The sequence below is a fragment of the Pseudomonas sp. BN417 genome, assembly GCF_029871205.1.
Lineage (GTDB): Bacteria > Pseudomonadota > Gammaproteobacteria > Pseudomonadales > Pseudomonadaceae > Metapseudomonas.
The window spans coordinates 1-12,546 of the sequence record NZ_SSOJ01000025.1 but is presented as its reverse complement, the minus strand read 5'-3'; the positions used below and the strand labels follow the sequence as shown (position 1 = coordinate 12,546).

Sequence of the window (12,546 nt, the reverse complement as noted above, 5' to 3'; positions counted from 1 at the left end):
GCCTGAGCGCGAAGCGATCAGGCCGGGGCGCAGGGCGGGGGCCGGGGGAGAGGGCAGCATCCGCCTGCACGGCGCCAATCAATGGCTATCAGACAATCTTGCCCATCCAGCGCGAATCCAATGCCTCCCCGAAAATCCGCGAAGAACCATAAAAAAGCCCGGCCAAGGCCGGGCAAGCACTACTTCGCAGGAGCGAAGAGAGATCAGGCGCTTTGCGCCATGGGCAGGGCCGCAGCAGTCGCGGCGACTTCGCCTATTACCAGGATGGCCGGGCTCTTCAGTTCGAAGGCCCTGGCATCTGTCTGCATCTTCCCGAGCGTGCTGCGGCATTCGCGCTGGTGTGGCAGGGAGGCGTTCTCGATCATGGCCACCGGCATGGCATCACCCATGCCGCCCGCCAGCAGGCCTTCGCGTATGTCCGCCAGCTTGGCTACGCCCATGTAGACCACCAGTGTGGTGCCCGACTGCGCCAGGGCGCTCCAGTTCAGGCTGCTGTCGTCCTGGGTATGGGCGGTGACCAGCGTCACGCCCCGGCTGATGCCGCGCAAGGTCAGGGGAATGCCGCAGTTGGTGGCGCCCGCGAGGCCGGCGGTGATGCCGTTGACCAGTTCACTGTCGATGCCACGCTCGGCCAGCCAATCGGCCTCTTCGCTACCGCGACCGAAGATGCAGGGGTCGCCGCCTTTCAACCGGACCACGCACTTGCCCTGGCGCGCGTAACGCAGCATCAGGCGATGGATGAATTCCTGCGGCGTCGAGCGGCAGCCGCCGCGCTTGCCGACGCCGATCACCCGGGCCTCGGGGCAGTGCTCCAGCACCGCGGGGTTCACCAGGTCGTCGATCATGACGATTTCCGCCTGGTTCAGGGCGCGGACCGCCTTCAGGGTCAGGAGTTCGGGATCGCCGGGGCCTGCGCCCACCAGCCAGACTTTGCCATTCATCGAGGTTCTCCCCGGCACGCAGCGCGCCGCAATTGATTCAGGTCCAGGCCGTTACGTCGTCGGAGGCCAGTTCTATCTGCCAGTCGTGCAGCGGGCAGGCGCCGGGCATGCCGGATACCTCGCCCGGGTGGGGCAGGTCGCCGACGCTGAACATCTCGATCCCGGCCACCTTGAGGCGGGTTCCCGTGCGCGAGCCGCGGTAGCTGGCGAAGCCGAGCATGGCCAGGTGATTGGCGCAGACCTTGGCCTGTTCCATCAGCGGGGCCACCAGCCCGTAGGAAATGCCCCGGTGGTTGGCGCACTCGCCGATGGCATAGATGCGCGGGTCGTAGGTCTGCAGGGTGTCGTCCACCAGGATGCCGTGGTTGCACGGCAGGCCGGCCAGTTCGGCCAGTTCGGTGTTGGGTTTGATCCCGGCTGCCATCACCACCAGGTCGGCGGTGATCACCTCGCCGCCGGCCAGTTGTACGGCGCAGACGCGGCCGTCGCCGTTGTCGATCAGCTCTTCGGTGGCGGTGCCCAGGCGGAAACGGATGCCGCGTGCCTGCAGGGCCCGCAGCAGCTTCTCGCCGGCCTTCTGGTCGAGTTGCTTCTCCAGCAGCCAGTCGGCCAGGTGCACCACGGTCACGTCCATGCCGCGCTGCTTGAGGCCGTTGGCCGCTTCCAGGCCGAGCAGGCCGCCGCCTATGACCACGGCGTGGCTGTGGGTGCGGGCGGTTTCGATCATGGCGCGGGCACCCGCGATATCGCGGTAGCCGATCACGCCCTGCAGGCGGTTGCCGGGGATCGACAGGCGGCTGGGGGTCGAGCCGGTGGCGATCACCAGGCGGTCGTAGTCAGCACGGGTGCCGTCTTCGGCGATGACCTGGCGACGCTTGCGATCGATCTTCACCACCTTGCGGTTGAGTAGCAGTTCGATGCCGTTGCCTTCGTACCAGGCGAGGTCGTTGAGGATGATCTCGTCGAAGGATTGCTCGCCCGCCAACACCGGCGAGAGCAGGGTGCGGTTGTAGTTCGGATGGGGTTCGGCGCCGAACACCTTGATCTCGTAGTGGTCGGGCGCCAGCCTCAGCAGCTCTTCGAGGGTACGCACTCCGGCCATGCCGTTACCGATCACCACCAGCTTGGATTTCTTCATGTCAGGACGCTCCCGCATAAACATGTCGAGCAAACAAAAAAGGCGTCCCGCTGTTGCCAGCAGGACGCCTTTGTCCAAGTCCCGTTCGATCGGGAAAGTGCCGTCTCTTCGTTGAGGCGGGCGCTTTTGTAGATTGTCGATACTGGCATTGCAGCCGCCGTGCCAATTCCTGAGCGCCTTGTATTTCGGGGCTTGGCGCGGTGACCTGTGAGTCGCGCCGCACTTACTCGGGGCGCACTGCCCCGTCCTGGTGCGTCAACCGTGCAGCAGCAGGACCAGCAGGGCCAGATTGAGCAACAGGGATAGCAGGGCCATGCCGCGCCAGACCTTCAGCGGCTCGCGCTCCAGCAGGGGCCTGGGTTTGGCGGTGAGTGCGCGGCGTTCGTCCTGTTCGAAGGCCAGCAGCCACTCCTCCATCGTCTCGTAGCGGTCCTTCGGGTCGGCGGCGATGGCGCGTGCCAGGCATTCGTCCAGCCAGGCCGGCAGGTCGGGCCTGTAGCGGCTGGCCGGTGTGGGCGTACCGAAGCGTGGATGCTGGAAGGCCTCGATCTCGCCGTAGGGATAGTGCCCGGTGAGCAGGTGATAGAGGGTCACGCCTGCCGCGTAGAGGTCTTGCTGGGGGGAGGGTGGCGCGCCGGCGAAGGCTTCCGGGGCTATGTAGCTGGGGGTTCCGGGCAGGCTGTGGGCCTCGTCCTGGGAGAGCCCGGGGCAATAGGCCAGGCCGAAATCGAGCAGGCGCAGCTCACCGTCGTCGCCCCAGAGCAGGTTCTCCGGCTTGATGTCGCGATGCAGGATATTGCGCCGGTGCAGTTGGCCCAGGGCCTTGAGCAGGCGTGGCCCGATGTCCTGCCATTCGGGCAGCGCCATGGGCCCGCTGAGGCGCAGATGCTCGGCCAGGGTCTGCCCGGCGTACTCGCGCTGCACATAGTAGAGGTGCTGGCGTTGGGGCAGGGGATGGGCTTCGGGGAAGTGACGCCCGGCCACCCGGCGCAGGAACCACTCCTCCAGCAACAGCGCTGGACCGGCCCGGGGTTCGTCGTGGCGGCTGGCCGGCAGGGTCTTGAGCAGCCAGCGCCGATCCTGGCCGTCGCGCACCCGGTAAACCATGGACTGACGGGATTCGGCGATCAGGCGCTCCACCTGCCAGCCCTCGAAGGCCTGGCCCTCCTGCAAGCGCGGTGGCAGCGGCCAGTGGTCGAGCTGCGCCAGGGTGTCCGCCAGGCCGACTTCGGGCAGGTTGTCGACGCGGACCAGCAGGGCGCTGGCGTTGTCCTGGCCGCCGGCCAGGTGCGCGGCGCTGACCAGCGCCTGGGCGGCGGCGCCGAGCTCCTGCTCGTCGTGCAGGATGCGCTGGATGCCCTGGTCGCCGAGCACCGCCCAGACGCCATCGCTGACCAGCACGAAGCTTTCCCGAGCCTGCAGTTCGCCATCCAGGTAATCCACCACCAGGTGCTGGTCGAGGCCGAGCGCGCGCTTGAGTACGTGCTGCATGCCCGGCTGTTCCCAGACATGGTCCTCACTGAGGCGGCTCAGTTGTCGCCCGTCCCAGCGGTAGGCGCGGCAATCGCCGACATGGGCCAGGGTGTAGCGGCGCCCGCGCAGGACCAGCGCGGTGAGGGTGGTGAGCAGCGGCTGGCCGCCGCCGTTGGCCTGCAGCCAGCGGTTGTGGGCCACCAGCAGACGGTCCAGGGACTGGGCCACGGCCCAGGTTTCCGGGGTTGCGTAGTAGTCCAGTGCAAGGGCCTGCAGGGTGGCGCGGGCGGCGAGGCCGCCATCGGCACATTGGCTGACGCCGTCCGCCAGGGCGAAGAGGTAGCCTTTGCTCGCGGCCAGGGCCGGTGCGGGGGTGACGACCCTGAGGGCGTCCTGGTTTTCGGCGCGGGGGCCGGTGGCGCTGGCTTCGCCGAAGCTGAGTTTCAGGGTCATCTGTGGCGCCGGTCCTCTATGGGCGAAAGGAGCGCAGAGCGCTCCTTGCAGTATGTTGCTCGGCGCCAACCCGGGGCAGGCGCCGAATCAGGCATGAGACTAGACGCGAGCAGCGGTGACGGCTGCCGAGCCCCAGGTGGTGCGCCAGCGTTGCTTGACGCCGTAGAGGCCGAACCAGGCCACCACACCCAGGCTGGCGAACAGCCAGAGGCCCAACTGGTAGTCACCCGTGTGCTGCTTGATTGCACCCAGTCCGGCGGTCAGGCAGAAGCCGCCGATGCCGCCGGCCATGCCGATCAGCCCGGTCATCACGCCGATTTCCTTGTGGAAGCGCTGGGGCACCAGCTGGAACACCGCACCGTTGCCGGCACCCAGGCTGAGCATGGCGACCACGAAAAGGGCCAGGGCGACGGTGGAGCTGGAGATGTGGAAGCCCACGGCGGCGATGCATACCGACGCCACGGTGTAGACCGCCAGCAGGGTGCGGATGCCGCCGACGCGGTCGGCGAAGGCGCCGCCCAGGGGGCGCATCAGGCTGCCGGCGAAGACGCAGGCCGCGGTGTAGTAGCCGGCGGTGACCGGGGCCAGGCCGTACTGGTCATGGAAGTAGCCGGGCAGGGTGCTGGCCAGGCCGAGGAAGCCGCCGAAGGTCACGCTGTAGAACAGCATGAACCACCAGCTGTCGCGGTCGCCCAGGGCCTTGAAGTAGTCGGCCATGGCTTTGGGCGCGGGGCGGTTGGGTGCATTGCGCGCAGCCAGGGCGAAGATGATCAGGGTCAGCACCAGCGGGATCAGCGCCAGGCCGAACACGTTGCTCCAGCCGAACAGGGCGGCCAGGCCGGGGGCGAAGAGGGCGGCCAGTACGGTGCCTGAGTTGCCGGCGCCGGCGATGCCCATGGCCTTGCCCTGGTGCTGCGGCGGATACCACTGGGATGCCAGCGGCAGCGCGACGGCGAAGGAGGCGCCGGCGAAACCGAGGAAGAGTCCGAGGAGCAGGGCCTGCTCATAGCTGTGGACGCCCATCTGCCAGGCCACGAAGAGTGCGGCGATGACCACCACCTGGCCGATCAGGCCGGCGGTCTTGGGCGAGGTGCGGTCGGCTAGCATGCCCATCAGGAAGCGCAGCACCGCGCCGGCGAGAATCGGCGTGGCCACCATCATGGCGCGCTGCTGGGTGCTGAGCCCGAGGTCGGCGGCGATCTGCACGCCCAGCGGGCCCAGCACGTACCAGACCATGAAGCTCAGGTCGAAATAGAGGAAGGCGGAGAACAGCGTGGGCGTGTGGCCGGCTTTCCAGAAACTCGTTGTCATCGAACACCTCATCTGCAGTAGGGGGCCGGGAGGCACGCCCGCCGTGATCGTGGGCACGGCGGGCGCACCCCCCGGTAAAACGTCGCGCTTGTGGCGCTTCGTCCTGCGGCCGGGGCCGCAGCGGGATTGAGTGAGCTGCAAGCGAACGTCCGGATCCCGGCCCGTTCACCGCCCCATCGCTGGGGCCCGAACGAAAAAGGCGCCGCATCACTGTCCGCATTGCTGCGGAGTGACGCGACGCCTTTGTCGTGTAATGGGGCAACCGCCGTTGGTTACCTCTGCCTGAGACAGAGCAAGAGCCGGGCCAATCTGCGAAAGGCCTGTTGCAGAGCGGCTCGTGGGCTCAGGGCGGAAAAACGGCCTGATTCAAAACGGGGCGAAGGGCCTGGCGTTGCACCGAGTTGAGGCCGCCTGCCCTCACTCCAGCCAGTTCGCCCTGGGGAAGGTGTTGCGGAAACTCTCCGGCATGGGCACCACGCGGGACTCCCGGTAGTTGAAGAAGACGAAGCCGGACTTGGCCATGGCGACCAGCCGGCTGTCCGCCGGGCGGGTGATGCGGAAGGTGATGTCGCCGCCGTACTTGTTGAAGTCCATGACGCCGACGTCGAAAAGCAGCTGGTCGCGGGCGTGGGCCTCGGCCCTGTAGGTGGTCGCCAGGTCGGTGACTATGATCCCGGTGCCGTCCTCGGCGGATTCGCTGATGCCGAATTCGAAGAGGAAGCGCGCCCGGGCTTCCGAGATCATGGAGATCATCGAGTCGTTGCCCAGGTGGTTAGCCCCGTTGATATCTGTGACGCGCACGGTCAGGTGCGTGGAGTAGCAGTACTGGTCTTCGGGGAAGTTCAGGGACAGGCGGGCCATCGGGTCCTCGGCGGGCGTAGAAGCGAAGAGGCGCCGATTCTACGCCCGCGCGGCACGCGATGGCCGCCATTCCCACCCTGAATGTCAGCGGTGCAGGCTGTTCAACCAGTAGAAGGTGACGCGGCCGCCTTCGTTGAGGGGGCCGTAGTTGTCCTGGATGTAGGCGCCGGCCTTGAAGTAGAGCTGCTGGGGGCCCCAGTAACCGCTGAGTTCACGGTACAGGCCGCCGTCGTCGCCCTTGCTGGTGATGGTGATGCCGAGCTTGCCGGAGGGCGTGACGCGCAGGTCGTAACCGAAGCGCTCGCCCAGATCGACGTGCTCGGCCAGGAGGATGTTCTCCACCTCGGAGTCGCCCGGGCGCTTGCGCAGCAGCGCCTCGATCCGGCCATTGCCGCGCAGGTAGTGGTACTGCAGCTTGACCAGTGGGTCATTCGTGCTTCCGGGTTGATCCTTGCTGTGGATCTGGCCGATGACGATCTTCTTCTCGCTCGGCACCTGCTCCACCGAGAGGACCGCGCTGAGGTAGTTGTCCGCACTGCTGTAGTACCAGTTGCTGAGGGTGCCGTCGGCCTGGGTTTCCCGCAGTTCGGTGCGTGGGTAGGTGGAGTCCGCAGTGTGGCTACCGTTTACCGGCACCCAGAAGCTGATGCTGCCATCGCCGTTGCGACGGAAATACTGGCTTTCATAGCCGTTGTTCAGGCGATCGGTGGTGATGAGGGTGGCGGATTCCGTGGCCGGGACCGTCAGGTTCCAGGTGCTTAGATCTATCACTTCATGTCCTTAATGCTGGATGTCGGGGCAGCAGTTCGTACATGCTGGCGATGGAAAAGTTCCGGATCGGCCGACCGAAGGAATGAAAAAGTTTGGGACTTCAGTGCGGAGTTGGCAGTGGCGAAACGATGGCGGGGGAGTTGCGATCTGCGGGGAGGGTGCGTTGCGTGGGAGTTGTTGCGGGGAAATTGCTGGCGAAGTTTGAATAAGTTGCTGCGGAAGTACCTTTCGTGAAACTGGGCATCCCTGCCCAGTCATCTCTTATCGCGAGGCGAGTGCGGGGTTCACTCGGGAAGGAGTGAAGCTTTCAGCTCGATTGCTCGCCCACTTCACCAGCAGCGTCATCATGATGAAGCCGATGCAGATGAACAGCGGGTAGGCGAACATGATTTCGCCAAGGGAGTATTTCCAGCTAAGGGGGCGGGCGATGCCCAGCATGGCCCCGTAGAACCAGGAAACTCCGGAGACGACGCCCGAGAATATGGCAAGGGTACGGGCGTTGGTTTCCATCTTGACCAGCGTGCCGGCCTTTTTGATGGCAGGCAGTACAGCGCTGTGCAAAAGGAAGCCGTTTACGGTCAGCAGTGCCACGACCAGGATCTTTGCCTGGAGTTTGGGGTTGAGGAAATACACCGCGCCTTTGACAGAGTAGTCCAGCAGGATGATACCTATCCCTGTTACCCAGAGTGCCGCAAGTGCAAGCAGTACAGTTTTCTTCAGAGTATCAAGATGGGTTTTGTCGCTATGGGTAGCGTCGTCTTTCCCAGTGATCATCTGCTTGATCATGGCGTAGTCGCTGGTCAGGACCAGGCCGATTGCCACGCAGCAAGCGATCAGGTGGGCATAAACGACACCCATGCGCATTAATTCCATGGTTGCTTCCTGTTTGAACAGGGAAGTAATCAGGTGATACAGCTCCATGGTTTACCTCTTGTTTTACAAAGTAAGTTGGTGTGCTGATGCAGTAAGGGCACCGATGTGTGTTGATTGCTTACTCGTAAGCCTCTTTGGGCTTTGAGTGGTGGTCAGGTTGTTCTAAAGCTCTATTTATATTTCATGTCTTCATACGCACTCCTCCTTTTTTGAGACAGACAAACCTCCTGCACATGAACTTGTGCATTTGGAATCGCTCCGGACTCAAGGGGAAAAAGACATGCGCGCCGCCGACCGACCATGGTTCAGAAGTGGCGCGATGAACTCTGGCTTTCATCAGAGTGGTAGAACCCTGATTTTGTTCAAAAAATGATCTAAAAGCCGACGGACGGCACTGCAGGGAGGGGCGCGCCAAGCGCTTGAAAAGGCAAGGAAACCTTGCCAGGCGGGCGTTTCAGGAAAGTTCAGAGAAATTCGCGCCCCCTGTGACCCGGGGGCGCGAACCGGCGTCAGGCCTTTCCGGTCTTGCGGGCCTTCGACGCTACGGGCTGCTCGAGGAGGCCGTCGGCGCGGAACATGCCCTTGATGCCGCGAACGGCCTGGCGGATGCGGTCCTGGTTCTCGATCAGGGCGAAGCGAACGTGGTCGTCACCGTAGTCGCCGAAACCCAATCCAGGCGATACGCAGACCTTGGCCTCGGCCAGCAGTTTCTTGGCGAACTCCAGGGAGCCCAGGGCGGCGTAGGCTTCGGGGATCTTGGCCCAGACGTACATCGAGGCCTTGGGGTTCTCAACCATCCAGCCGAGTTCGTGGAGTCCCTTCACCAATACGTTGCGGCGCTGGCGATATTGCTCGGCAATATCGCGCACGCACTGCTGGTCACCTTCCAGGGCGGCTATGGCGGCCACCTGCAGCGGGGTGAAGGTGCCGTAGTCGTGATAGCTCTTGATCCGCGCCAGGGCACTGACCAGTTCCGGGTTACCGACCATGAAGCCGATGCGCCAGCCCGCCATGTTGTAGCTCTTGGACAGGGTGAAGAATTCGACCGCGATGTCCTTGGCGCCGGGCACCTGCATGATCGAGGGTGCCTTCCACCCGTCGTAGACGATGTCCGCGTAGGCCAGGTCGTGGACCACCAGCACGTCGTACTGCTTGGCCAGGGCGACCACGCGCTCGAAGAAGTCCAGCTCCACGCACTGGGCGGTGGGGTTGGACGGGAAGCCGATGATCATCATCTTCGGCTTGGGAATGCTCTCGCGGATGGCCCGCTCCAGCTCGGCGAAGAAATCCACCCCCGGCACCAGGGGGACCGAGCGCACCTGGGCACCGGCGATCACCGCACCGTAGATGTGGATGGGGTAGCTGGGGTTGGGTACCAGCACTGTGTCGCCGTGGTCCAGGGTGGCGAGCATCAGGTGTGCCAGGCCTTCCTTGGAGCCGATGGTGACGATGGCTTCGCTTTCCGGATCGATCTCCACGTCGTAGCGGTCCTTGTACCAGCGCGAGATGGCTCGGCGCAGGCGAGGGATGCCGCGGGAGGTGGAGTATCCGTGGGTGTCTTCGCGCTGGGCCACCTGCACGAGCTTCTCCACGATATGCGGCGGGGTGGCGCCGTCGGGGTTGCCCATGGACAGGTCGATGATGTCCTCGCCGCGACGGCGCGCGGCCATCTTGAGTTCGGCGGTGATGTTGAAGACGTAGGGGGGGAGACGATCGATGCGCGCGAAACGGCGCGTTGAACGCTGGTCAGCCATGCTTTCCTCGGATACGTAAGCGCCCGGAACCGTCCGAGCGACGTCGGCCACTGCGGTGGCCTGGCGGCGAAGATATGCCGCCCAGACGTTGTCCGCAAGATCAGTCGTGCAATTTTCCGTTGGTACAGCGAGGCGCTGCCCGTCAATGCCCCAGCATGTCGTGCATCGCGATGATCTGTTCGGCGACCTGGATCAGCTTCTGCTGGCGGCTCATGGCCTGGCGGCGCATCAGGGTGTAGGCCTCTTCCTCGTTGCAGTTCTTCATCTTCATCAACAGCCCCTTGGCCAGTTCGATGCGTTTGCGCTCGGCCATCTGCTGGTCGCGGGCGCTGAGCTGGGCGCGCAGGGCCTGGTCGCTCTCGAAGCGCGCCATGGCGACATCGAGGATCGGCTGCAGGCGGTCGACCTGGATGCCTTCGACTATGTAGGCGCTGACTCCGGCCTGGATCGCCTGGCGCATGACGTTGGGGTCGTGCTCGTCGGTGAACATGACGATGGGGCGGGGCTGGTCGCGGGTGACCAGCACGACCTGTTCCATGACGTCGCGGCCGGGGGACTCGGTGTCGATCAGGACCACGTCCGGGCGGATGGCTTCGACGCGGGAGGGTAGGTCGATGGTCAGGCCGGACTCGTCCACCACTTCGAAGCCGGCTTTCACCAGGGCGGCCTTGAGGCGGCCGACTTTCTTGGCGGTGTCGTTGATCAGCAGGATGCGCAGCATGATAGCGGTCTTCCCCCAATGGCTACAGGGCGATGGCCCGGGCGCTGCCGGCCAGCGAGTGGATCGGGAAGCTGCGTGCGTACTCGGCCGGGTCGCTGCCGTCCCAGGTGCGATCATCGATCAGGGTCGAGCTGCGCATCAGGGCCGGCACTTCGATGCCGAGGGCTTCTGCGGCTTGGCGGTAGAGGTCCAGCCGTTGCACCTGCCGGGCGACTTCCAGGTAATCCGGGTCCTCCCGCAGCAGGCCCCAGCGGCGGAACTGGGTCATGAACCAGATCCCGTCGGAAAGGTAGGGCATGTTCACCTTGCCGCCGTCGAAGAAGCGCAGCGGGTGCTCATCTTCCCAGGCGTTGCCGAGGCCGTCCTGGTAGTGGCCGAGGAAACGCCCCTCCACGGCCGAGAGCGGTACATCCACGTAATCGCTGCCGCTGATCAGCTGGGCGGTGCTGTGGCGATTCTCCTCACTGGCGTCGATGAAGCGGCTGGCCTCCAGCACGGCCATGGTCAGGGCGCGGGCGGTGTTGGGGTACCGCTCGGCGAACTCGCGGGTTACGGCGAGAACCTTTTCCGGATGGTCTGGCCAGATCATCTGGCTGGTTGCCAGGGTGAAGCCCTTGCCCTGGTCCACCGCCAGGGCGCCCCAGGGGCCGCCGGCGCAGAAACCGTCGATGCGCGCCGCCTCGAGGTGGGCAACCATCTGAGAGGGCGGCACCACGACCGTGTCGACGTCCTGTAGCGGATGGATGCCCTGGGCCGCGAGCCAGTAGTTCAACCACATGGCATGGGTGCCGGTGGGAAAGGTCTGGGCGAAGGTCAGGCGTGCACCGCCTTGGCGCACGTGGCTGGCCAGTGCCTCGGAACTGGTCACGCCGATGCGCTTGAGTGGTTCGGAGAGATTGATGGCCTGGCCGTTCTGGCACAGGCTCATGAGAATGGCCATAGCGGCGCCAGATCCGCCGATGCCCAGTTCGATGCCGTAGACCTGTCCGTAGAGGGCCTGGGCAGCGTCCAGTTCGCCGCAGAGCAGCTTGTCGCGCAATGTGGCCCAGGAGGATTGGCGCTGGAGGTTCAGGGTCAGGCCGTAGGGCTGGGCGAAGCCCTGGGTGGCGGCGACTATCAAGGACGCCGAGTCGGTCAGGGGCATGAAGCCCAGATTGAGCATGCACTTCTCCGGTGCATCGCTTCCCGCGACCCAGGCCAGGTTGTCCGCGCGAGTGGTGTTCGGTGTGTCCGTCATCTTGGTTGCCACCTTTCAGCAAAATGGCGCCGATCCGGATCAGCCAGCCGGAAGCGGCGCCATCGTCATCAACCCGCTCCGCCTTTGGAGTGAGTATTGTCGAGGCTGACCAAGCAAGCGATATGCCAGCGGGCGGAAAAAGAAACCCCGCCGGAGCGGGGCAAGGGTTCGAGGTCGGAGCCACCTCAACGTTCGATGATCTGCTTCACCTGGCTTTGCGGGATCTGTTGGACGCGGCCTTCCTGGTCCTCGAACTCGATCATGCCGGTGTCCTTGTCGACTCTGGGCTTCTCGTCGGTAGTGATGAGCTGGCCGTCCGTCGTGGCTATCAGGTATTCGTTGGAGCAGCCGGCCAGGCCAAAGGTGCAGAGGAGAATGAGGAACCAGGTTTTCATGGCGGCGCTCCCGTGACGGTAGCTGATACCTGCAACATAGCTGCTGGCGGAGGGGCTGCAAGGCGGACAGGGCTACCCTCTGTCGAAAGTGTGCGGTTATTGGCAAGCGACCCTGCAACCTGCGCCTGGAGGGGGGATTGGCTGGGGCAGGGTTGATCAGGATCGATCGAATCACTGTCGGTGGCGGATATGGAAAGCGATATCCGCCCTGCGCATAGGCCTGTTCGCCACGGCAAGGGGCAAGAAAAAGGTTCTTCACGGATTTCCGGGGACGGGTGGGGTTTACGGCGGATTGGCGAGATTGGCTAATGCACCTTTCTTGGCTACGTGTTGCCGGGGATTTCCCTCACCCCCGGCCCCTCTCCCGGTGGGAGAGGGGGGACTCGCGCTGGCGAGGCACAAACAGTCCTGAAGCCAACAGCGGCCTGAAACTGAGCAAACAGGGTGGGGCAGCGACTCCGTCCCGTCAGGAGGCCGAGCGGAAGCGTTGCGCAGGGGGACGAGCGGCATGGATGCCGCGAGAGGCGTGTAGGGCCAGGGATGGCCCTTCGCGCTGTGCCCCCGGAGCGACGATGGAGGGAGGGAAACGCAGTAACAGCCGAAGGCTGGTCACCCCGG

10 protein-coding genes and 1 pseudogene are annotated in these 12,546 nt (G+C 64.7%); all 11 read right to left on the bottom strand.

Annotated elements, in window-relative coordinates; translation table 11 throughout:
• Positions 1 to 203: 203 nt before the first annotated feature.
• Complete coding sequence (cobA, locus tag E8F11_RS01590) at positions 204 to 941, bottom strand: uroporphyrinogen-III C-methyltransferase (RefSeq protein WP_280287053.1); 738 nt, start codon at positions 939 to 941, stop codon at positions 204 to 206.
• A gap of 136 nt (positions 942 to 1,077) precedes the next feature.
• Positions 1,078 to 2,079 (bottom strand): annotated as a pseudogene (locus tag E8F11_RS01585) (FAD-dependent oxidoreductase); the annotation flags it as partial.
• Between the two features lie 255 nt (positions 2,080 to 2,334).
• Positions 2,335 to 4,005 (bottom strand): bifunctional protein-serine/threonine kinase/phosphatase, encoded by a 1,671-nt coding sequence (locus E8F11_RS01580; RefSeq protein WP_280287052.1) that lies wholly within the window; start codon positions 4,003 to 4,005, stop codon positions 2,335 to 2,337.
• Positions 4,006 to 4,104: 99 nt separating this feature from the next.
• The gene (locus tag E8F11_RS01575; protein WP_280287051.1) at positions 4,105 to 5,316 is read right to left on the bottom strand and encodes a nitrate/nitrite transporter; all 1,212 of its coding nucleotides are present in this window, start codon (positions 5,314 to 5,316) and stop codon (positions 4,105 to 4,107) included.
• A 417-nt stretch (positions 5,317 to 5,733) separates the two neighbouring features.
• Complete coding sequence (locus E8F11_RS01570) at positions 5,734 to 6,177, bottom strand: thioesterase family protein (RefSeq protein ID WP_280287050.1); 444 nt, start codon at positions 6,175 to 6,177, stop codon at positions 5,734 to 5,736.
• Positions 6,178 to 6,261: 84 nt separating this feature from the next.
• Entirely contained in the window at positions 6,262 to 6,948 is a 687-nt protein-coding gene (locus tag E8F11_RS01565; protein ID WP_280287049.1) for a polysaccharide lyase family 7 protein, read from the bottom strand.
• A 261-nt stretch (positions 6,949 to 7,209) separates the two neighbouring features.
• Positions 7,210 to 7,869, bottom strand: coding sequence for a hypothetical protein (locus tag E8F11_RS01560; protein WP_280287048.1), 660 nt, complete (start codon positions 7,867 to 7,869; stop codon positions 7,210 to 7,212).
• Positions 7,870 to 8,330: 461 nt separating this feature from the next.
• Positions 8,331 to 9,575, bottom strand: a complete 1,245-nt coding sequence (gene alaC, locus E8F11_RS01555) for an alanine transaminase (RefSeq protein WP_280287047.1) — start codon at positions 9,573 to 9,575, stop codon at positions 8,331 to 8,333.
• Between the two features lie 142 nt (positions 9,576 to 9,717).
• Positions 9,718 to 10,296, bottom strand: coding sequence for an ANTAR domain-containing protein (locus tag E8F11_RS01550; protein ID WP_280287046.1), 579 nt, complete (start codon positions 10,294 to 10,296; stop codon positions 9,718 to 9,720).
• 22 nt (positions 10,297 to 10,318) lie between these two features.
• Entirely contained in the window at positions 10,319 to 11,533 is a 1,215-nt protein-coding gene (locus tag E8F11_RS01545) for a CmpA/NrtA family ABC transporter substrate-binding protein (protein ID WP_280287045.1), read from the bottom strand.
• A 185-nt stretch (positions 11,534 to 11,718) separates the two neighbouring features.
• Entirely contained in the window at positions 11,719 to 11,928 is a 210-nt protein-coding gene (locus E8F11_RS01540) for a YgdI/YgdR family lipoprotein (RefSeq protein WP_280287044.1), read from the bottom strand.
• Between the last annotated feature and the right edge of the window lie 618 nt (positions 11,929 to 12,546).